The sequence below is a fragment of the Gymnodinialimonas ceratoperidinii genome (genome assembly GCF_019297855.1).
Taxonomy (GTDB): domain Bacteria; phylum Pseudomonadota; class Alphaproteobacteria; order Rhodobacterales; family Rhodobacteraceae; genus Gymnodinialimonas; species Gymnodinialimonas ceratoperidinii.
The window spans coordinates 961866-983435 of record NZ_CP079194.1 but is presented as its reverse complement, the minus strand read 5'-3'; the positions used below and the strand labels follow the sequence as shown (position 1 = coordinate 983435).

The 21570-nt window shown below is 64.1% G+C and carries 19 protein-coding genes and 1 riboswitch; of the genes, 7 read left to right on the top strand and 12 right to left on the bottom strand.

Features of this window, described 5'->3' with window-relative positions; genetic code table 11:
• Positions 1–52 precede the first annotated feature (52 nt).
• Positions 53–469 (top strand): tellurite resistance TerB family protein, encoded by a 417-nt coding sequence (locus KYE46_RS04810; RefSeq protein WP_219003847.1) that lies wholly within the window; start codon positions 53–55, stop codon positions 467–469.
• A gap of 8 nt (positions 470–477) precedes the next feature.
• Here KYE46_RS04810 and KYE46_RS04805 read toward each other — a convergent pair whose 3' ends face one another.
• A complete protein-coding gene (locus KYE46_RS04805; RefSeq protein WP_219003845.1) occupies positions 478–1065 on the bottom strand; it encodes a gamma-glutamylcyclotransferase family protein in 588 nt (195 codons plus the stop codon).
• A gap of 74 nt (positions 1066–1139) precedes the next feature.
• Positions 1140–1240: riboswitch (glycine riboswitch) on the top strand.
• Between the two features lie 146 nt (positions 1241–1386).
• On the opposite strand from KYE46_RS04805, the gene gcvT reads away from it, so the two are divergent.
• The 3 genes from gcvT (at position 1387) to gcvP (ending at position 5849) form a co-directional block, all read left to right on the top strand.
• Complete coding sequence (gene gcvT, locus KYE46_RS04800; RefSeq protein ID WP_219003844.1) at positions 1387–2493, top strand: glycine cleavage system aminomethyltransferase GcvT; 1107 nt, start codon at positions 1387–1389, stop codon at positions 2491–2493.
• 26 nt (positions 2494–2519) lie between these two features.
• A complete protein-coding gene (gene gcvH / locus KYE46_RS04795; RefSeq protein WP_219003843.1) occupies positions 2520–2882 on the top strand; it encodes a glycine cleavage system protein GcvH in 363 nt (120 codons plus the stop codon).
• Positions 2883–3014: 132 nt separating this feature from the next.
• Positions 3015–5849: an aminomethyl-transferring glycine dehydrogenase gene (gene gcvP / locus KYE46_RS04790; protein ID WP_219003842.1), complete on the top strand. Its 2835-nt coding sequence runs from the start codon at positions 3015–3017 to the stop codon at positions 5847–5849.
• A gap of 116 nt (positions 5850–5965) precedes the next feature.
• Here gcvP and KYE46_RS04785 read toward each other — a convergent pair whose 3' ends face one another.
• From KYE46_RS04785 to KYE46_RS04770, 4 genes are all read right to left on the bottom strand, one after another.
• The gene (locus tag KYE46_RS04785; protein WP_219003841.1) at positions 5966–6469 is read right to left on the bottom strand and encodes a DUF4329 domain-containing protein; all 504 of its coding nucleotides are present in this window, start codon (positions 6467–6469) and stop codon (positions 5966–5968) included.
• Positions 6470–7516: 1047 nt separating this feature from the next.
• Positions 7517–7723 carry a cold-shock protein gene (locus KYE46_RS04780; protein ID WP_219003840.1) on the bottom strand — a complete coding sequence of 69 codons (207 nt, stop codon included), beginning with the start codon at positions 7721–7723 and terminating at the stop codon, positions 7517–7519.
• A 256-nt stretch (positions 7724–7979) separates the two neighbouring features.
• Positions 7980–9635, bottom strand: a complete 1656-nt coding sequence (gene ettA / locus KYE46_RS04775; RefSeq protein WP_219003839.1) for an energy-dependent translational throttle protein EttA — start codon at positions 9633–9635, stop codon at positions 7980–7982.
• Positions 9636–9738: 103 nt separating this feature from the next.
• Positions 9739–11643, bottom strand: coding sequence for a putative bifunctional diguanylate cyclase/phosphodiesterase (locus tag KYE46_RS04770; RefSeq protein WP_219003838.1), 1905 nt, complete (start codon positions 11641–11643; stop codon positions 9739–9741).
• Positions 11644–11926: 283 nt separating this feature from the next.
• Here KYE46_RS04770 and KYE46_RS04765 point away from each other — a divergent pair, with 283 nt between their 5' ends.
• Entirely contained in the window at positions 11927–12526 is a 600-nt protein-coding gene (locus KYE46_RS04765; RefSeq protein WP_219003837.1) for a nicotinate-nucleotide adenylyltransferase, read from the top strand.
• A 10-nt stretch (positions 12527–12536) separates the two neighbouring features.
• Here the strand turns inward: KYE46_RS04765 and KYE46_RS04760 are convergent, their stop codons facing one another.
• A complete protein-coding gene (locus KYE46_RS04760; RefSeq protein WP_247716915.1) occupies positions 12537–13409 on the bottom strand; it encodes a DMT family transporter in 873 nt (290 codons plus the stop codon).
• A gap of 136 nt (positions 13410–13545) precedes the next feature.
• Between KYE46_RS04760 and dacB the strand changes: the two genes are divergently transcribed.
• Positions 13546–15027: a D-alanyl-D-alanine carboxypeptidase/D-alanyl-D-alanine endopeptidase gene (gene dacB, locus KYE46_RS04755; protein ID WP_219003836.1), complete on the top strand. Its 1482-nt coding sequence runs from the start codon at positions 13546–13548 to the stop codon at positions 15025–15027.
• Between the two features lie 74 nt (positions 15028–15101).
• Here the strand turns inward: dacB and KYE46_RS04750 are convergent, their stop codons facing one another.
• The 3 genes from KYE46_RS04750 to gltX form a co-directional block, all read right to left on the bottom strand.
• Positions 15102–15290: a PLD nuclease N-terminal domain-containing protein gene (locus KYE46_RS04750; RefSeq protein ID WP_219003834.1), complete on the bottom strand. Its 189-nt coding sequence runs from the start codon at positions 15288–15290 to the stop codon at positions 15102–15104.
• A 66-nt stretch (positions 15291–15356) separates the two neighbouring features.
• Positions 15357–16748, bottom strand: coding sequence for an MATE family efflux transporter (locus tag KYE46_RS04745; protein WP_219003833.1), 1392 nt, complete (start codon positions 16746–16748; stop codon positions 15357–15359).
• A gap of 132 nt (positions 16749–16880) precedes the next feature.
• On the bottom strand, positions 16881–18206 hold the full coding sequence (gltX, locus tag KYE46_RS04740) for a glutamate--tRNA ligase (protein ID WP_219003831.1): 1326 nt from the start codon (positions 18204–18206) through the stop codon (positions 16881–16883).
• Between the two features lie 69 nt (positions 18207–18275).
• Here gltX and KYE46_RS04735 point away from each other — a divergent pair, with 69 nt between their 5' ends.
• Positions 18276–18692, top strand: coding sequence for a metallopeptidase family protein (locus KYE46_RS04735; protein WP_219003829.1), 417 nt, complete (start codon positions 18276–18278; stop codon positions 18690–18692).
• 43 nt (positions 18693–18735) lie between these two features.
• Here KYE46_RS04735 and KYE46_RS04730 read toward each other — a convergent pair whose 3' ends face one another.
• The 3 genes from KYE46_RS04730 to KYE46_RS04720 form a co-directional block, all read right to left on the bottom strand.
• Positions 18736–19164, bottom strand: coding sequence for a DUF1801 domain-containing protein (locus tag KYE46_RS04730; RefSeq protein ID WP_219003827.1), 429 nt, complete (start codon positions 19162–19164; stop codon positions 18736–18738).
• 66 nt (positions 19165–19230) lie between these two features.
• Entirely contained in the window at positions 19231–20760 is a 1530-nt protein-coding gene (locus KYE46_RS04725; RefSeq protein ID WP_219003825.1) for a cryptochrome/photolyase family protein, read from the bottom strand.
• Entirely contained in the window at positions 20754–21413 is a 660-nt protein-coding gene (locus KYE46_RS04720; protein WP_219003823.1) for an SDR family NAD(P)-dependent oxidoreductase, read from the bottom strand. The genes KYE46_RS04725 and KYE46_RS04720 overlap by 7 nt, the downstream gene beginning before the upstream one ends.
• Positions 21414–21570 lie beyond the last annotated feature (157 nt).

Below are 21570 nucleotides of genomic sequence, written 5' to 3'. Positions count from 1 at the left end.
GTCTGGGGCGCGCGTCGTCAATAAATGACACGCAGCAAGAGGAGAGACGCGGATGAGCGATCACAGTTTCACCCCCGAAGACAGCCTTGTCGCGGTCATGGTCGGCATTTCCGTGTCCGATCAGACGATCCGCACGTCCGAATTGCTGTCGATCGAGCAGATGGTGAACTACCTCCCGGTTTTCGGAAACTACGATTCCGACCGGATGCAGACCGTGGCCACGATCGTCTTCGACCTCCTGGAAGACGAGGACGGGCTCGACGCGCTTTTCGGCCTCGTGCTGGAGGGTCTGCCCGAGCATCTTTTCGAGACGGCCTATGCGCTGGCCTGTGACGTGGCCGCCGCCGATGGCAAGCTGGCGCAGGCCGAGCTGCGGTTCCTCGAGGAGATCCGCCACGTCTTCAACATCGACAGGCTCCATGCCGCCGCCATCGAGCGCGGCGCCCGCGCCCGGCACCAGACGGTCTGACGGCCAGCTCAGCCTTTCAGCGACACCCGCCGGGTGGTGTCTGACGTGCGCAGCGCCTCATGGATGCGGCGCAGGTTTTCATCGACGAAAGCCCGCTCACCGTCGGTCAGCTCGGTCACGCGGGGGTACATCGGATCGTGCCGGTCGTCGCGGATCGGCATGTCCCACCCGCCTGTCTCGTCAAAGAACGCACGCGCGCCGTCTTCGCCGAATTCCGTCAGGAACCCCTGAATGACCGTGTCGAGATAGCTGAGCAGGATCGGGTGCACGCCCTCCTCCTTGTGCTTCGGATCGACGGCGTAGATCTGCACCTCGAAGTCCTGCGCCTGACCGTGGGTGATCTGCGCAACGGGATGCCGCTGGTAGGCGCCCTCGCGCAGGTCGAGGGCTGTCCAATCCGCACCGGGCACCGCGGCGATCAAACCGTCGATGCGACCCTCCGAATCAGGTTCGACCGAGAGGAACGCGAGCTTGCGCAGTTTCGTGCCCTGCCAGACCCGTCGCCACCCCCTCACCTCGGCGGGCGATGCGAGCGGATAGGTGTGGGTTTTGCGGTTTACGAGGCTGCCATAGCCGAAGAAATACGGATCAATCATATGCTTACGAATGGGCCAATAGGCATCCTCTATCAAGCCCCTTGATCCGTCCCGCCGCTTCTGTATTCTCTCGCACGCACCCATAGGGAGACTTGGGCTCGTCGTTCTCGGCAGGCTTGGGCCGAAGGAGCAACCGCCCCGGTAAACTCTCAGGCAAATGGACCTGTGACGTGCAAATGATACTCTGGAGAGTGAGGGGAAACCCTCCGCCGAAGGGATAACGATCTCAGGCTGAAGGACAGAGGGGGCATCAGGATGGCATCGCGCTAGGCGGTGGACACATGATGCCGGGCCATTTGCCCCGCGCGGGAGGGGTAGAAGATGGCGAACGACGATCTGAAGACATTGGCATTGGCGGATCTGCACGCGGAACTGGGGGCGAAATTCGTCCCCTTCGCAGGCTACTCCATGCCGGTGCAATATCCCCTCGGCGTGATGGGAGAGCACCAGTGGACGCGAGAGAACGCGGGCCTCTTCGACGTCAGCCACATGGGTCAGGTCATGTTGCCGGCCGATGCGGTCGCGGGCCTTGAGAGCCTCGTGCCCGTCGATGTTGCCGGCCTCGCCGAAGGGCGCCAGCGCTACGGATTTTTCACCAACGATGCGGGCGGCGTGCTGGACGACCTGATGATCGCGCGGGTTCCGGACGGATTGTTCCTCGTGGTGAACGCCGGGTGCAAGGAGGCCGACATCGCGCATCTGCGCGCCCATATCGACGGCGTCGAGGTGATCGAGGACCGCGCGCTGCTGGCGTTGCAGGGACCGAAGGCGGAGGCGGCCCTGTCCGAGGTGCTGCCGGGCGCGGCAGCGATGGCGTTCATGGACAGCACCCGCATGGATTGGGACGGCACCGAGGTCTGGATCAGCCGGTCGGGTTATACCGGCGAGGACGGGTTCGAGATCTCGATCCCCGAGGACCGCGCCGAAGCCTTCGCGCGCGCGCTGCTTGCCGATGACCGGGTCGAGGCCATCGGCCTGGGCGCCCGGGACAGCCTGCGGCTGGAAGCGGGGCTGCCGCTCTATGGGCAGGACCTCTCTCCCACCATCAGCCCGGTCGAGGCCGGTCAGGCATGGGCCATCGGCAAGGTGCGCCGGCCCGGCGGTGAGCGCGCCGGCGGCTTTCCCGGTGCCGACGTGATCCTGCCGCAACTGGGCGGCAACGCCCCGCGCCGCCGCGTGGGACTGCTGCCCGAAGGCCGTGCACCGATGCGCGCCGGGGTTCAGATCTTCGACAGCGAGGACGCAGAAACGCCCATCGGGGAAATCACCTCCGGCGGATTCGGTCCCAGCCTCGGCAGCCCGATGGCGCTCGCGTTGATTGACGCCGACACGCCGAAGGATATTTCCTTGTTTGGAGAGGTGCGGGGCAAGCGCTTGCCCGTCACCCAGACCAAGCTTCCCTTCACCCCTCCCGGCTACAAACGCTGACCCTACCTAAACGACGGAGACACCTGATGAAATTTACCGAAGATCACGAATGGCTCAGCGCTGATGGCGACATCATCACTGTCGGCATCACGGAACACGCCGCGACGCAACTTGGCGACGTCGTCTACGTGGAACTTCCCGAAGTCGAGACGCAGGTCTCCAAGGGTGACGAGATCGTGGTGATCGAATCCGTGAAGGCGGCCTCCGACATCATGTCGCCGCTGGACGGCGAGATCGTCGAGACCAACGACGCGCTGGCAGACAAGCCCTCACTCGTGAACGAAGACGCCCTGGGCGCCGCATGGTTCTTCAAGATCAAGGTCGAAGATCCCGACGCGATCAACGAGTACATGTCCGAGGACGAGTACAAGGATCTGGTGGGCGACTGACCCACCGCCCCGCGCCAGACTGCAGGGGGAACCCCTTGTGGGTCAGAATTTGGGGGGCCAGCCCCCCAAACCCCCGGCCGTATTTGTGAAAAGATGAAGGAGCGCCCCGGTGGCGCGCGATGGAGCTCTATTATGCCTTGGACAACCACTGACTACGATCCGACCGACTTTGCCAATCGCCGCCATATCGGCCCTTCTCCTGCCGAGATGGCCGATATGCTGGAGGTTGTCGGGGCGAAGACCCTTGATGCGCTGATCGACGACACGGTGCCGGCCTCCATCCGGCAGGACACGGCGCTCGACTGGCCCGCGCTGTCGGAGGCAGAGCTTCTGGAGCACATGCGCGCGATCGCGGCGAAGAACAAGCCGATGGTCAGCATGATCGGCCAAGGGTATTTCGGCACCCACACGCCGCCCGCGATCCAGCGCAACGTGTTGGAAAACCCGGCATGGTACACGGCTTATACGCCCTATCAGCCGGAGATTGCCCAAGGGCGGCTCGAGGCGCTGCTGAACTTCCAGACGATGGTGGCCGATCTGACCGGGTTGCCGGTGGCCAATGCCTCCTTGCTGGATGAAGCGACGGCGGCGGCGGAAGCCATGGTGATGGCGCAGCGCGCGTCGAAATCCAAATCGCGCGTTTTCTTCGTGGACGAGAACTGCCACCCCCAGACCATCGCGGTCGTCGAGACCCGAGCCGAGCCCTTGGGCATCGAGGTTCAGGTTGCGGCGAGCGACAGCCTAGAGGCCGACGCGGTCTTCGGGGCGTTGTTCCAGTATCCCGGCACCTTCGGCGGCCTCTCCGATCCGTCCGAGCAGATCGCGGCATTGCACGAGCACAAGGCAATCGCCGTGGTGGCGACTGACCTGCTGGCGCTGACGCTGTTGAAAGAGCCGGGCGCCATGGGCGCGGACATCGCCGTCGGCTCAGCGCAGCGCTTCGGCGTGCCGCTTGGTTACGGCGGACCGCATGCCGCCTTCATGTCCTGCCGCGATGCGCTCAAGCGCTCGCTGCCCGGACGCATCGTGGGTGTCAGCGTCGACAGCCACGGCCAGAAAGCTTACCGCCTGTCCCTGCAAACCCGCGAGCAGCATATCCGCCGCGAGAAAGCGACCTCCAACGTCTGCACCGCCCAAGCACTACTGGCGGTCATGGCAAGTTTCTACGCCGTTTTCTACGGCCCCCAAGGCCTGCGCGCCATCGCCGAGCGGGTGCACCTGCGCGCCGCGCGGCTGGCCACATCGCTGGCAGCCGGTGGCTTCGCGCCGCAAAACGAGACCTTTTTTGACACGATGACCGTGGAAGTGGGCAACAAGCAGTCGCGCATCATGGCCGCGGCCGTGGCGCGGGGCATCAACCTGCGCGACGTGGGCGCCGACCGGATCGGCATTTCACTTGACGAGGTAACGACCGAGGCCCACCTCTCCGCCGTCTGCGAGGCCTTTGGCGTCGCGCTGGCCCCGGTGACCGATCTGCCGGCAATCCCCGACGACCTGCTGCGGAGCTCCGACTATCTGACCCATCCGATCTTTCACATGAACCGGGCCGAGTCCGAGATGATGCGCTACATGCGCCGCCTCTCGGATCGCGACCTGGCGCTCGATCGCGCGATGATCCCGCTCGGTTCCTGCACCATGAAGCTCAACGCCGCGGTGGAGATGATGCCGATCACCTGGCCGGAGTTCGGCAACCTGCATCCTTTCGCCCCCGCAGACCAGGCCGCGGGCTATGCCGAGATGCTGGAGGACCTCTCCGCCAAGCTCTGCGAGATCACCGGCTACGACGCCATGTCGCTCCAGCCGAACTCCGGCGCTCAAGGGGAATACGCCGGCCTGCTGACCATTGCCGCCTATCACCGCGCCAATGGCGAAGACCGCAACATCTGCCTGATCCCGGTCTCCGCCCATGGGACCAATCCGGCCTCTGCGCAGATGGCGGGAATGCAGGTGGTCGTGGTCAAGGCGCAGGAGAATGGAGACATCGACCTCGCCGATTTCCGCGCGAAGGCGGAGGCCGCAGGCGACAAGCTGGCCGCCTGCATGATCACCTACCCCTCGACCCACGGCGTGTTTGAGGAATCGGTGCGCGAGGTCTGCGACATCACCCATGAGTTCGGTGGCCAGGTCTATCTCGACGGCGCCAACCTGAACGCCATGGTGGGCCTCTCGAAACCTGGAGCCTTGGGTGCCGACGTCAGCCACCTGAACCTTCACAAGACGTTTTGCATCCCCCACGGCGGCGGCGGTCCCGGCATGGGCCCGATCGGCGTGAAATCGCACCTGGCACCCCACCTCCCCGGCCACCCAGAGACGGGCGGCGCGGCAGGTCCCGTATCGGCTGCGCCCTATGGCTCGGCCTCGATCCTGCCGATCTCCTATGCCTACATCCACCTGATGGGCGGCGAGGGCATCACCCAGGCAACCAAGGTGGCGATCCTCGGCGCCAACTACATCGCGCGCCGGCTCGAGGGGGACTACGGCGTTCTGTTCAAGGGCAAGACCGGTCGCGTCGCGCACGAGTGCATCCTCGACACCCGCCCCTTCGCGGAGGCCGGCGTGACCGTCGATGACATCGCCAAGCGCCTGATGGACAACGGCTTCCACGCCCCGACCATGAGCTGGCCCGTGGCCGGCACGCTGATGGTGGAGCCCACGGAATCCGAGACCAAGGCCGAGCTCGACCGCTTCATTACCGCCATGCAGTCGATCCGTGCGGAAATCGCCGAAGTCGAGAGCGGCAAGATCGCGGCTGACGACAGCCCGCTGCATCACGCGCCCCACACGATGGAGGACCTCGTCCGCGATTGGGATCGCCCCTATTCGCGCGAGCAGGGCTGCTTCCCGCCGGGCGCCTTCCGCGTCGACAAATACTGGCCCCCGGTCAACCGCGTCGACAACGTGGCCGGCGACCGCAACCTGATCTGTACCTGTCCGCCTCTGGAAGAATACATGGACGCGGCCGAATGACGAATAAGCCCCGGTCGCTCCACGCGCACCGGGGCTTTCTTCATCTTGGCCCATACAACTCTGGGGGGAGTCTTCCCGAAAGGAAGACGGGGGGCTAGCCCCCCTCCCCCGCCCCCTCAGCGCGAGCGGCCGAACCTTTGGTACAGGCCTTCCAGCGTGTACCTCTCGGCCACTGGGCCATGTTCCTCGGGATAGAAATTCGGATCGACGGGGATGCAATCGCGACCGCAGGCCTGCACCATCGTGCCTGTCGTGCCATCGACGAACCACAGCCGGCCGCCCGGCGTCGCGACCCAACCGTTCACCCCATAGCGCATGTCGCCTTCTACATCCTGGATCGATGGCACTTCCCCATCGTACCCCAATCCCCAGGCCGCATGGGTGTGCCAGGACGAGACGGCTCTCTGCCCCTCTTCGATCGGGAGCGACGCGCAACTCGCTTCGCCGCCCCAGGACACTTTCGTCGATGAATAATTGCCTTCCGCGTCCTGCAGGATGAAACCGCAGACCTCTCGATTGAAGCGGACCGACAGTTGGTTCATCGATTCCATCAGACCCTGCACAAACGCGAGTTCGCCCGCGTCTTGCGCCTTTGCGCCTGACATGGGAACGATTGCCATTGCAATGGCCAGAACGGCCGCGGTGGCGGTAGACTGTAGGGGGGATGAGCACATGGCAGTCAGGCTCCTCTGCGGGAAATGCAGGAAAAACCTAACGAAAATCGGCTGTCACGCAAAGCAGAAGATCATGGGTGCTTGGTGACTGAATAGTTTGTCGCTCTGGGCGACACGCTCGCGATTCCATGACGCGGGCTTGAAATGTGAGTGTCGAATACGGTCCGTTCAGATGGCGGCCCAATCGGTGTAGCGAAACGGCTTCGGGCGGGGCTTGCGCTCTTGGGGCTTGGGCTGACGCGGGCTCATGATCGGTTTCCTTTTCAACTTCACTTAAGAGGACAACAACTTGCCTCCCGTGGAAGTTCCGAAGGGTGCCGTTCAGATCGCCGCCCAATCCGTAAAGCGGAAGGGTTGAGGGCGGGGCTTGCGTTGCTGATGTTTCGGTTGGCGAGGGGTCATTGTCTTGCTCCTTTCCCGATCGAGATTAACCGTTTTCGACAGAACAATCTGCGGGCGGTCTCCTGTCTTGACAGGGCTAGATCGAGGCCCAATCGGTAAAGCGAAATGGTGTAGGAGCGGGTTGTGCGGGCGGGGTGCTCGGCTGATGGCGAGGCGTCTGGGCGGGGCGGGTCATGGTCTTTCCTTTGGCTGGTGTGACGGATGCAAACACGGTGCGGAACACCCCCGCTGTCACACAAAATCGCCGCGCTGATATCCGATATCCCAAGCCACGTTCCAGTTGGAAATTGCCGTGCATTCAGACATTTGGCGGAATGCAGCCGAAGGTCTCCTACCGTGAGCGGGAACTGGCACAGCGCTCGATTCTTTCGGTGTGCAGACGGAAATCCGCGCACTCGGAAGCCGCGAAGCCGCACCCTGACAACGAAGATGCTATTGGATTCTCGGTATCGCCGTCACCGGATTCGCAGACCAAGATTGCCCGCGCTTGTTGCACCCCGCAGGCCGGAAGGTCGCCTGAGCCCGGACACAAAAAAGGCGCGTCCGAAACCGGGCGCGCCATCGTCTTGTCAGCAAGTGCTGAAGGGTCGCTTAGACCGTCTTCAGGTTCACGGCGCTCTCGCGGCCATCGCGGCCAGCTTCGAGGTCGTAAGTCACTTTCTGGTTGTCGGCGAGGCCGGTCAGACCGGAGCGCTCAACAGCAGAGATGTGCACAAACACGTCCTTGCCGCCCGTCTCGGGTGCGATGAAGCCGAAGCCTTTAGTAGAGTTGAACCATTTCACGGTGCCGTTGGCCATCGTGTGTCTCCTAAGTATGTAGTCCGCCCGCGTGCATGCGGCGGTTTGGCGTCAGTTGGATAGCAGATCGAGACTGAGGCCTTGGTAGAGGAGACAGTAGATCGAGGTGCGGTAACGGTCGCAATTTCGATATGGCGTGGATCGGCAAGGAAATCAAGGGAAAGGGTTGGGGCGTCACCTCTCGCCGGATATTCGGCAATAGACTGCCGATAGGCGGGAAAGCACTAACGCGCTTCCCCGGTTGTCACGCGGTCCCTTATCGCACGAACTTCTTGTGTTTCAAACGCTTGGGCTCCAGCGCATCGGGGCCGAGGCGGCGCTTCTTGTCCTCCTCGTAGGCCGAGAAATCGCCCTCGAACCATTCCACGTGAGCCTCGCCCTCGAAGGCGAGGATGTGGGTGCAAATACGGTCGAGGAAGAAGCGGTCGTGCGAGATGACGACGGCACAGCCTGCGAAATCTGTCAGGGCGTCTTCCAAGGCACGCAGGGTTTCAACATCAAGGTCGTTGGTCGGCTCGTCGAGAAGCAGGACATTACCGCCGGATTTCAACAGCTTGGCCATGTGAACGCGGTTACGCTCACCGCCCGAGAGCTGGCCGACCTTCTTCTGTTGATCGCCGCCCTTGAAGTTGAAGGCCGAGCAATAGGCCCGCGAGTTCATGCTGGCGTCACCCAGTTCGATGATCTCGGCACCGCCGGAGATCTCCTCCCAGACCGTCGTGTTCGGGTCCAGCGCGTCGCGGGACTGATCGACATAGGCGAGGTCGACGGTATCGCCGTATTCCAGCGTGCCGGCATCGGGTTCTTCCTGTCCGGTGAGCATCCGGAAGAAAGTCGATTTGCCCGCTCCGTTGGGGCCGATGACACCAACGATGCCGCCGGGGGGCAGCGCGAAGGAGAGGTCTTCGATCAGCAGCTTGTCGCCGTAACCTTTTTTGAGATTCTCAATCTCGATCACCTTCTGGCCGAGCCGTTCCCCGTTCGGGATGATGATCGTGGCACGCGACAGCTTCTCGCGTTCGGATTTACCGGCCAGATCCTCGTAGGCGTTGATCCGGGCCTTCTGCTTGGCCTGACGTGCCTTGGCGCCCTGGCGGATCCACTCGAGTTCGCGCTCCAGCGTCTTCTGGCGCGTCTTGTCCTCGCGGGCCTCCTGCTCCAGCCGCTTGGCTTTTTGCTCCAGCCATGCGGAATAATTGCCCTCGTAGGGGATGCCCCGGCCGCGGTCGAGTTCGAGGATCCAGGACGTGATATCGTCAAGGAAATAACGGTCGTGGGTGACGATCAGGATCGTGCCCTTGTAGTCGATCAGATGCTGCTGAAGCCAAGCGATCGTCTCGGCGTCGAGGTGGTTGGTCGGCTCGTCGAGCAGCAACATCTCGGGCGCTTCGAGCAACAGTTTGCACAGCGCAACGCGCCGGCGCTCACCACCGGAGAGGGTTTCGACCGGCGCGTCATCGGGGGGGCAGCGCAGGGCCTCCATCGCGACGTCGATCTGGCTGTCGAGGTCCCAGAGGTTGTTGGCGTCGATCTCGTCCTGCAGCTGCGCCATCTCGTCGGCGGTCTCGTCGGAGTAATTCATCGCCAGCTCGTTGAAGCGGTCGAGCTTGGCCTTCTTCTCGGCCACGCCGAGCATCACGTTCTCGCGCACCGAGAGGCTCTCGTCGAGTTGCGGTTCCTGCGGCAAGTAGCCCACGCGGGCGCCTTCGGCGGACCATGCCTCGCCGGTGAAATCCTTGTCGATGCCCGCCATGATCTTCATCAGCGTGGATTTACCCGCGCCGTTGACGCCCACGACGCCGATTTTCACGCCGGGCAGGAAGGACAAGCGGATGTTTTCAAAGCACTTCTTGCCGCCGGGGTAGGTCTTGGACACACCGTCCATGTGGTACACGTATTGATAGGCCGCCATGGGTCCGCTCCGTTCCGAGAATTCGCTGTTCCGGCCTTCTTTAAAGGGGTGCCGCAGGAACAGCAATCAAGCGGCGTGAAGCTGTCGGCGAATGATCGCGGGCTCAGGCAGATTTCGCCGTCAGCACCTCTGCCGCGGGGATCACGACCGGCGCCGCGGCATCCACCATGGCAATCAGCGCGGCCCGGTCCATGGGGCGGGCAATGCCATACCCCTGAAGCTTGAAGCAGCCGTGTTCCTTCAGGAAGTCCGCTTGCTCAGCGCTCTCGACACCTTCCGCCAAGGTGCTGACACCCAATTCATCACAGAGCCGCAAAATCGAGGTGGTGATGATGCGGGCGGCGCGTTGGTGTGTGACATTGGAGATCAATGATCGGTCCAGTTTGACGCCGCTCACGTCCAGTTGGCTGAGGTGGGCCAGCCCCGCATATCCGACGCCGAAATCATCGAGGTACACAGCGAAGCCCTTGTTTCGAAGATCAGAAATGCGGGCGGCGGCGAGGCTGTCCGTGGTGTCGGAGCCGAAGAATGTCGTCTCGAGCACCTCGGCCACGAGAGAGGTTGAATCGAGCCCCGCGCGGCGCGCCTCATGATCCAGCCGGTCCAGGAAATCCGGGTGCGCGAGCGCGTCAGACGACGTGTTAAACGCCCCTTGAATCTTGTGACCCATCCCCTGCAGTTCAGAGACCAGCGACGTGGTCGCGCGGATCGCCGCGAAGTCGATGTCGGCCATCCGGTTCAGCCGCGCGGCAAATCCGAGGAATGTGTCGGGGCCGACCAGTTCGCCGTTCTTGCGGTGCCACCGCGCCAGCGCCTCGAACGAGCGGATCTTGCCGGTGCTTGTATCCAGAATCGGTTGGTAGACGAAACTGATGCCTCCCGAATCGAGCGTCTCGGCGAATTCTTCCAACAGGGCGTATTCCGCCTCCTGCCGCTCGTGCAGGACGGCATCGTAGCGGGCCACGTGCGGGGCGCCCGGCTTCTTCGCCTCATAGAGCGCGAAATCGGCAGATCGGATCAGGTCTTCGGCGGTCACCTTCTCGCCGTTGCTGAGCGCGATGCCGATGGAGGCGTTGCAGACCAGTGTCGCATCGACCCAGGTGATCGGAGTCCGGATTCGGTCGAGCAAAGCGTCGGCAATATGCTGCAGCTCATCAAAGGTCGCGACACCGGGACATCCCATGACGAATTCATCGCCCCCCATGCGGCACAGGAAATCGCCGTTGCGCGCCGTCGCCCGCATGGCATCGGCGACATGGATCAGCAGTTGATCGCCCGCGGCGTGGCCGTGGCTGTCGTTGACCGTCTTGAAATGATCCAGATCGATGAAGATCAGGCCCAGTTCACGGCCCTCCTTCGTGTCACGCCGCAGGATCGCGCTGGCATCGGCCAGCAAGGCGGCGCGGTTTTCCAGCGCGGTCAGGGCATCATGATGGGCGGCGTGGTAGAGGTAGGATTGCGCCTCTTTCAGCTCTTCCTCGTGATGCACCTGAGAGGTCACATCGCGCGACACCAACACCACGCGGTCTTCGCCGTCCCGCGATTCCACGACCGACAGATTGAACTCGTGCCAGAAGACCTCTCCATTCTTGCGCATGTTGGGGCGACGCACGAGGTTGTGGAATTCATAGCTGTCGGTGTCGAACGCGTAGGTCTCGATCTCTTCATCGCGGGGCTTCAACTCGGGCGGAAAGCAAAATTCCTGCGGCCGCCTGCCGATGATTTCCTCCAGCGTCCGGCCCATCGTCCGGCAATAGGCGGGGTTCGCCCAAAGAATGCGCGCGTTCATGTCCTGGTAGACCAGACCGTCGTTGGCATTCTCGACGACAGCACGCAGCACCGCCTCCTGCGCGGAGACGTCATCGAGGGTCTGCTCGACCTCTTCCAAGGCATTCTGCGCCCTGCTCGAAACGCGCATCTTGAGGAGCAGTATCGCCAGCGTCAAAAGCAGGAGGGACGCCAAAGCCAGCTCCGCGGCCAGAAACAGGATCGCGGGATCGACAGCCATCGGCTGCAGCCAATTTGCCAATGGCGCACTCATCATCACCCTACCTATCGCTGCACAGCCCGTTGCCGACGCGGCGCTTTCGCAGCCGCGCAGCGTTGGTTTCAGGGGACTTGATAGGAGGCGGGTTGCAAACCGAGCGTTAATGTCAGGGTCGCCGATAAACAGGTTTTAGCGCAAACATCGTTAAAATCCGCCATGGTTGCGCGAGGTGTCGCGCTACGGGCGACGATTGACAGGGCGCGCGCGCGGTCGCATCAAAGCGCGACTTTGAAGGGGCTGCACCTTGCGCCACATCCTGCCATTTGCCCAACCCGGACAGACGATTGGCCTCTTTGGCGGATCGTTCAACCCGCCGCACCGGGGCCATGTTCACGTCAGCCGCGAAGCCTTGAAACGCTTCGGGCTGGACCGCGTGTGGTGGCTGGTCTCTCCGGGCAATCCCTTGAAAACGAAGGGTCCCGCGCCACTTTCGCGGCGCATGGCAGCAGCGCGGGCGCTGGTCACCCATCCGCGTATCGAGGTCACCGATATCGAAGCGCATCTGGGCACGCGCTACACGGCGCAGACGCTGGAGAGGCTCTGCGCGCTCTATCCCGGTGTCCGCTTCGTCTGGCTCATGGGTGCCGACAACCTGGCGCAGTTTCACCTCTGGCAGAGGTGGGAATGGATCATGGAGTCCGTGCCGGTCGGCGTGCTGGCCCGCCCCGGCGACCGGATCTCGGCGCGCACCTCGGTCGCGGCGCAGAGGTACCGCCACGCAAAATTGCCGGCATCGGCGGCGCATCTGTTGGGCCGAACGACCCCGCCCGCGTGGTGCTTTCTCAACGTCCCGATGCTCGATGTCTCTAGCTCGGAGATACGCGCGCGCGGCGAGTGGGAATAGGCCGCAGCGGTCATCCGGCGAGGTGCCGCTCCCGGATCGCGAGCGAGGCTAGACCTGAGATCAGCAGCAAGGCGATCCCGGCCAGTGCAAGCCCGTCCGGCAAGGCGCCGAACACGAGCGCCCCGAAGAGCGTCCCCCAGACCAGTTGCGTGTAGACGAAGGGGGCCATGCGGCTGGCCTCGGCCCTGCGATAGGCGATGATGAGCAAGAGATTGCCGAGCATCGAACACGCCGCCGAGACCAGGGTGAGCCCGGCGACGGGCACGGTGAGCGTCGGCATCGCCGAGAGCCCCGGAACGGTCCGGATCAACGCTCCGATGACCAGTTGCGAGAACAGCAGCGCGCGGGGTCGCGCCACGTTCGAGATCCAGCGGCTCATCACGAGGTAGCCGCCGTAGAACATCCCCGCCAATATCGCGAACCCCATGCCGGGCGTCATCCCGAAGCCCGGTTTCACCACCAGAAGGACCCCGGCAAAGCCCAAGCAGATCAACCCGAAGCGCGCGGTCGAGAACGGCTCTCGCAGGAGCCAAACGGAGAGCAGCCACGACACGATAGGCCCTACAAAAAAGGCCGCAAAGACGTTTGCGATGGGCTCGGTCGACAGCGCGGTAAGGATCGAGGTGATGCCGCAGGCGACCAGAAGCGCGCGCGCCCAGATGCGCCAATCCGCAAAAAGCCGTGGCTCGACCAGATGGGCGACGAAGGGCGCCACCATGATCGCGCCGAGGGCGAAGCGGCTCCACGCCACGAAGAACGGGGCCACCGGCGTGCCACCGGAATGCAGCCCCGCGGTGAGGAATTTCCCGGCCGTATCGCCAGCCGGGATCAGGGCCATGGCAATCAACATCAGCGGGAGGGCGTGGCGCGTGTTCGTGTCCATCTCGCTAATCCTCTACGCGCTCCGCAGGGCGGGGGAAACCCTGGCTAGCTGTACACAAGTTCGTGTCATTTCCGGGGGTTGAGCGCCGCCCACAGGGCAACGTAAGCTGGACGAAACTGCCATGTGAATCGACTCGATGCTATCCAGACGGATTTTCCTCAGCGGGCTTCTTGCAAGCACCGCACCCGCTGCTTGGGCCGCCGCTCCGGAACGGTCGTTGCGTCCGACTGTCCGCCCCGACGATTTCCTGCGGCGCACGGTGCCCGAGGCTGCCGATATCCTCGAGGCCGCAAACCTCAGCGGGCGCGTGGGTTTCGCGGTGGCCGATGCCACCACCGGCGAGATGCTAGAGGTCGAAAACCCCCTCTACCCCCTGCCCCCCGCGTCGGTCGCGAAAACTGTTACCAGCGCTTATGCGATGGATCGTCTGGGTCCCAACTTCCGCTTCCGCACCCGGCTGGTGTCCGATGGCGTGGTGGCAGATGGCCGGCTGGATGGCGATCTGTGGCTCGTCGGCTCAGGCGATCCTCTGTTCGATACCGATGCGCTGGCCGCCATGGCCGACGCGCTGGTGACGCTCGGCGTGCAGGAGGTCACGGGTCGTTTCATGGTCGCCACCGGCGCGCTGCCCGAGATCTGGCAGATCGATCCCGATCAGCTCCCCCACGTGGGCTACAATCCGGCGATCTCTGCGTTGAACCTCAATTTCAATCGGGTCCATTTCGGGTGGGAACGGGTTGGTGAGGATTACACGATCTCCATGGACGCACGCTCGGCCTCGTTCCGGCCTGCGGTTCAAGTCGCCCGGATGCGGGTGGAGGAGCGGTCATCGCCCGTCTACACCTACGCCGATGCGCAGAGCCATGACGCCTGGACCGTCGCGCGCGGCGCATTGGGAGAAGCCGGCTCGCGGTGGCTGCCGGTGCGCCGTCCTGCCGCCTACACGGCCGATGTCCTCCAGACGCTGATGGAGGAACATGGGGTACGGCTCGGCGCGCCGGAGTTCGCGGCGGAGGCCCCCGGTGCGGCGCTCGTGCTGGCCGAGCACGTATCCGAGCCGCTCGAAGATATCCTGCGCGGCATGATGCGCTGGTCCACCAACCTCACCGCCGAAGTGTCGGGCCTTCTGGCCACGCAAGCCTCGGGGCAGGAGGTCACGAGCCTCGAGGAATCCGGCGCCGCCATGACGGCCTGGATGGAAGAGACCCTGGGCGCGCGAAACGCCGTCTTCGTGGATCATTCCGGCCTGGGCGTTGACAGCCGCATTCGCCCGCAGGACATGACCCACGCCCTTGTGGCGGCAGGACCGGACGGCCCCTTGCGCGGGTTGATGAAAGACGTTCCGATGCGCGATCCGAATGGCAACGTGATCCAGAGCCATCCGGTCGACGTTGTGGGCAAGACCGGCACGCTGAGCTTCGTCTCGGCGCTCACAGGCTTCGCACGCACGCCTTCGGGCCGCGATCTGGCCTTCACGATCTTCTGCGCCGATCTGGACCGCCGCGACGCGATCCCCGATGCGGAGCGGGAACGCCCCCCCGGCGCGCGCACGTATAACGGTGCGGCGAAGCGGCTTCAGCAGGCGCTGATCGAGCGGTGGGGCGTCGTCTACGACTGAGCGCGCGCGTTCGCGCTCCTCAAACGCAAAAGGCCACCCCGAGGGGTGGCCTTTGTTTCGTCTGTCGGCAGGTCTTACACGTTCAACGTGTTGCCGCCCTTGGGACCAGCGACCAGCCAGGCGATGAAGCCCAGGATCGGCAGGACCAGAATGACGATGGTCCAGATGACCTTTGCCAGCGTCGAGGCGCTGGAGGTCCATGTCTTGAAGATCGCGTAGATGTCAGCGATCAGGACGAGCAGGCCGAAAATGCCATATTCCATTGGGTTTCTCCTAAAGTGTTGCGTTGTTTGAACAACAGCGCCGGGAGAGTTTGGTTCCCAATTAATTTACCGGTGACGGTGGAACAGCGCGAAAATCCGCGCCTGCCGCGCAAAAGGTTCTGCGGCAGGGGCGCTCCGGGCGGTTGCCATCAGGCGCCGCGCAATGGCGAAGGACAAGAGCCCGAAGACAACGCCGCCCGCCGCCTGGCCGATCAGGACGCCCTCGGCTCCGAGCCATGCGGAGAAGACCAGCACCGGCAGGATCGTCCCGATCGTGTGACGCCCCCAGTTCACCCAGGTCGAGGTGAACGGATAGCCGATGTTGTTGAGGCTTGCGTTGGACACGAAGAGCATCCCGTTGAAGAAGAATGCCAACGCGAGCGGGCCGCAGAACAGGTAGATGAGCCCCCGCGCCTCTCCGGTGGCGTCGAAGAGGTTCACGATCGATTCGCGGAGGCCGAAGAGCACGGCACTCACGAACAGCACGACCAGTGCGGTGAACAGCAGGGCGTTGGTGTAGGCGCGCTTCACCCTCGCCTCGTTGCCGGCACCGAAATTCTGCCCGACGATTGGTCCGACTGCGCCCGAGAGCGCGAAGAGCACGCCGAAGGCCACGGGGGTCAGCCTGCCGATGATGGCCATGCCTGCCACGGCTTCCTCGCCATATTCCGCCATGGAGCGGGTCACGAAGGCTTGCCCGATGGGGGTGGCGAGTTGCGTCAGTATTGCCGGTGCCGCCAATGCCACGATTGGCGCGAAATCGAGCCGCAGGTCCGGCAGCGAGGGGCGCGCCAATCCGCCGTGGTGACGGTAGAGCGGGATGAGCGCGACCGCCGCGATGGCAACCCGTGCCACGACCGAGGCGATGGCCGCGCCGGTCAATTCCAGATCGAGGCCGAAGATCAGGATCGGGTCCAGAACAGCGTTGACGACCCCGCCGATGATCGTCGCCATCATCGCGCGCCGCGCGTCGCCGTGAGCGCGCAGGATCGCGCCGCCGACCATGCCCACCAGCAGTAGCGGCAGCGACGGGATCACGATGCGCAGATAGCCGACCGCCAGATCATGGGTCGCCTCGCTCGCGCCAAGCAGGGTGACCAGCGCCGGCAGGTTGAGCCAGACAATCGTCGCGAAGGTCGTACCGAGCAAGAAGCCCACGAGGAGCGTCGTACCGGCCCGGCGCCGGGCCGCGACGCCGTCTCCTGCGCCAAGCGCCCGTGCCACCAACGCGCCGCCTGCAATCGCCATGCCGATGCCGAACGACGAGGTGAAGAACAGGATGGCGCCTGCATAGCCGATGGCGGCTGCAAGTTCCTCTTTCCCCAACATCGAGATGAAGATCATGTCGACGAAGTCCACAAGGAACACCGCCATCAAGCCGACCGAAGAGGTCAGGGACATGATGGTGATGTGCTTGAAGAGAGAGCCTTCGAGGAAGACCGCTTGCGAATTTGCCATGGTCTGACCGTGCCATGGCGACGCGGCGCCCGCCACTCAAATGTATCACGGAGCTCGCGGCTGTTCGACCGTGGCGCGGCTCGGACAACCGCCGCGCCTATCCGTGCGAGTAAAGCAGGTGCAGGCCCGGCCTCAGAGGCTCGGCTTTACCTGCATCAGCCGCATGACATCCGCCATTTCCGGCCCCTTCTCGCGGCCCGTGACGGCCTTGCGCAGCGGCATGAAAAGACCCTTGCCCTTGCGGCCGGTCGCCTCTTTCACCGACGCCGTCCAATTGGCCCACGTGGTCTCGTCATAGGGCAGATCGGGGAGCATCCCGAAGGCCTCTGCGATGAACGCACGGTCCTCGTCAGCGACCAGTGGCGTCGCGCCGTCGCGGAACAGGGTCCACCAATCGGCGATCTCGGCACGCTTGGAGATATTGGCGCGAGCCACCTCCCAGAAATCCGGCGCGATCTCGGCGGGTACGCCGAGGGCCGCGATTTCGTGGGAGACATCCTCGTAGGGGGTCGCGTGCAGCACGCTGGCGGTCAGCGGCCATAGGTCCTCGACATCGAATTTCGTGGGGGCCGAGCCGAAGTGGTCCAGATCAAAGCCCTCAGCCAGTTCATCGACCGAAGAGGCCAGCTCCACCGGCTGAGAAGAACCGATCCGCGCCATGTGCGAGAGCAGCGCCATCGGCTCCATCCCCGCCTCGCGAAGATCCCGCAAGGACAGCGTGCCAAGGCGCTTCGACAGCGCCTCGCCCTGCGGTCCGGTCAGCAGCGAGTGATGGGCGAAGGCGGGCGCGGTCTTGCCGAGCGCTTCCATGATCTGGATCTGCGTCGCGGTGTTGGTGACATGGTCCGAGCCGCGCACGACGTGGGTCACGCCCATGTCGGTGTCGTCGACGACCGAAGCAATGGTGTAGAGCACCTGTCCGTCGGCGCGGATCAGCACCGGGTCGGAAACCGAGGCCGCGTCAATCGACAGATCGCCGAGGATGCCGTCGGTCCACTCGATCCGCTCGTGGTTCAGCTTGAAGCGCCAGACACCCTGCCCCCGCTCGGCGCGAAGGGCGGCTTTCTCGTCCTCGGAGAGCTTCAGCGCGGCGCGGTCATAGACGGGCGGCTGATGCATGTTCAGCTGCTTCTTGCGCTTCAGGTCCAGCTCGGTCGGTGTCTCCCACGCCTCGTAGAACCGCCCCTTCTCGCGCAGCTCGTCAGCGGCAGCGGCATAGCGGTCGAGACGGTCGGACTGCTTCTCGATCCGGTCCCAAGTCAGGCCGAGCCATTCGAGGTCTTCCTGAATCGCGTCGGCATATTCCTGGGTCGAGCGCTCGGGGTCGGTGTCGTCAAGGCGCAGGATGAACTCGCCGCCGGCCTTGCGCGCGATCAGGAAGTTGAACAGCGCGGTGCGCAGGTTGCCGACATGGATGAAACCAGTGGGGGAAGGGGCGAACCGGGTAACGACAGACATGGGACGAGCCTTTCAAGGAATGCGCGCCTTCCTCTTTCATGTGTGCCCGGATTTGTCCATATCGGGGGCATGAGCGCCGATCCCGCCCCACCTGACAGCTTTGCTCCAGACCTCGCCGTGATCGAGGGCATCGCCCTTGCCGCGCGCGACGCCTTGGCGCCGCCCTGGGCCGGACCCGCGCGCGAGGTGCTGATCCGGGTGGAGGAGATGGCCGACGACCAGATGCTGGCGGATCTGGAGATGGACGATCCGTTCGAGCTTACCGGCCTCTACGAGGGCATTCCGATGACCCACAAGTCGGTGCTGGACATGCCCGAGCGGCCCGACACCATCTGGCTCTTTCGCCGCGCGATCCTCGACGAATGGGTGGACCGCGGCAACGTCACCCTGACAGAGCTTGTGACCCACGTCCTGATCCACGAGTTCGCGCATCATTTCGGCTGGTCCGACGAGGACATCGCCCGCGTCGACCAATGGTGGGATTGAGCCCGCACCGCTCCCCCACAAAGGGCGCGCCCGGACGTCGCTTTCAGCGCGGTTTCACCGGCCAGATGGCGTCCAGATCGCGCAGACCGGCCGCAATGATCTCCTCCAGCACGCCAAGATCAACGTCGGCAAGCTTGTTGATGTAGAGGCAGGCCGCCCCCTTCTTGTGCTTGCCCAGACGATCCAGCATCTCGCCGAAATCGGCATAGCCCGGCATGATATAGATCGAGAGGTTGGCCTTGCGGGGGCTGAACCCCGTGGCCAGAGACGACCCGGAGCGACCGGTCTTGTAGGTGTAGTCATAGCGCCCGTAGCCGACGATGGAGGGGCCCCACATTTGCGGCTCGAACCCGGTGACCTGTCGAAACAGAGCATCCAGCGTCAACCCATCGGCACGGCGCGTCGGATGCTCGACCGCGTCGAGAAAGGCCATGACATCGGCGTCGGTTGGTTGGGTCTTGTTCTCGGTCATGCGCGAACCTTTGCGTGGGTCACGAGGGCTTATACCACAGATCGCGCACCCTGGAGGAGCCTGCGCTCAGACCCGCTCGCCCGCGTCCAGCTTTGCCAGAAACGCCTCGGCGCTGGCGATGGTCGCTGCGCGTTTCTCTTCGTCCATCCGGTTCCAGGTCCGATACATCTGCGCCATGCGTGGGTTCTTCGAGAAGCGCTCCTCGTGGCGGTCGAGAAACTGCCAATAGAGCGCGTTGAACGGACAGGCCCCCTCGCCGGTCTTCTGGCTGACGGCATAGGCACAGGACTTGCAGTAATCCGACATCTTGTTGATATAATTGCCGCCCGAAACGTAGGGCTTCGAGCCGACGATCCCGCCGTCGGCGAACTGGCTCATTCCGATGACGTTGGGCGCCTCCACCCATTCGTACGCGTCGGCGTAGACGGCAAGGTACCATTCGTGGACCTCATGCGGATCGACCCCGGCCAGCAGCGCGAAATTCCCCGTCACCATGAGCCTCTGGATATGATGGGCGTAGGCTTCGTCCCGTGTCTGGCCGATGGCTTCCGCGAGGCAGAGCATGTCCGTGTCGGCGCTCCAGTAAAACGCGGGGAGCGGACGATCGTGGCGCAGGACGTTGCGCTCGGTGTAGCCAGGTCCTTCGAGGAAATAGATCCCGCGCATGTATTCGCGCCAGCCGATGATCTGGCGGATGAAGCCTTCCACGGCGTTCAGGGGCGCGTCACCCGCACGGTAGGCCGCCTCCGCCGCGTCGCAGACCTCGCGCCAGCCAAGCAGGCCCGCATTCACATACATCGAGACGATCGCGTGGTAGAGGAAACGCTCCCCCTTCATCATCGCGTCCTGATAATCGCCGAAATGCGGCAGCGCTGTCTTGGTGAAATGGCTCAGCGCACGGCGGGCCTGCGCGGTGTCGGTGGCGAACCAGAAGGGCGTGAGCGTGCCGAAATTGTCGCCGAAGCGCGCCTCCACCAGTTCCAGCACCTCCGCCACCGTGTCGTCGGGGGTGAAGCGCATGGGCGCGACCTCGACAGAGCCGGGAGGCGGCTTGCGGTTCTCGTGGTCGTAGTTCCACTTGCCACCCTCGGGCGCGTCGCCGTCCATCAGCAGGCCGGTCTTGCGGCGCATCTCGCGGTAGAACCACTCCATCCGCAGTTCCTTGCGGCCCTCCGCCCAATCCGCGAACTCGGCGTGGGAGCAGAGGAAGCGGTCGTCGGGCAATTGGTGGACCGGGATCGGGCACTCCTCCAGCGCCGCGATCAGGCGGAACTCGCCGGGTTCGGTGGCCAGCACCTCTTTCGCGCCGGTCACCTCGGCCGCGCGCAGGATCTCACCGGGGATGGAGCCTGCATTGTCGGGATCGTCGAGGCGCGTGTAACGAACGGTCCAGCCGCCCTCGCGCAGGGCAGCGGCAAACTTGCGCATCGCCGCGAAGAGGAAGGCGATCTTCTTGGGGTGGTGTGGGACGTAGCTGGCCTCTGACCCGACCTCGGCCATGAGCACGACGTCGCGCGTCTTGTCCGCCTCGCGCAGGGCAGCAACGTCGGGAGAAAGCTGATCGCCCAGAACCAGGACGAGGCGCGGCGCTACCATGGGATCTCGGCCCCGGCGTAATCGACGAAAGTGCCGGTCTCTTTCAACTGCCCCATCACGTCGCAGAGCAGGCTGGCGGTTTCATCGGCGGGGACGGTCTTGTGGCTTGCCGCGTAGTTTGCAGTGAAAGGCGTGGCGACCGTGCCGGGGTGCATCGCTGCAACAAGCGCGTCGGGGTGGGTCCGCGCCAGTTCGATCGCCGCGCCGCGCACCAGCATGTTCGCCGCCGCTTTCGAGGCGCGGTAGCTGTGCCAGCCGCCGATGCGGTTGTCAGTGATGGAGCCCACGCGCGCCGTCAGAAACGCCGCGACCGAACGGCCGCGCTTCGGCAGGAGGCGCGGCAGGTGACGCAGTATGTTGGCGGTGCCGATGGTATTGACGGCAAAGACCTGCGCCATGGCGTCCGCGTCGATGGCCGCAAGCTGCTTTTCCGGCGCGTGACCCTCCTGCGCAAGAATGCCTGTAGCGACGAAAACCGTTTGAAACGGCTGCTCCAGCGCACCAAGCACCCGGTCCACGCTGGCCGCGTCGGCCACGTCCAGCCCATCCTCGCGCCGCGAGAGGGTTGTAACCCGCCCGCCCCGCGCCCGCATCTCGGCAACCATCGCCTGCCCGATCCCACCGGACGCGCCTATGACCAGAGCATCTATCATCTGCACGGAGGTAGATGGGCGCGGCTTTCGGTCAACCGCGCTGACCCGATATTTGGGGTTTTCAACCGCAGATGGATCAGTATTGTCTGCGCCCATGACCACGCGCATTCATATCGCCTTACCGACGGCTCCATTGCCGTCCGCGCTGCTTGGTCTG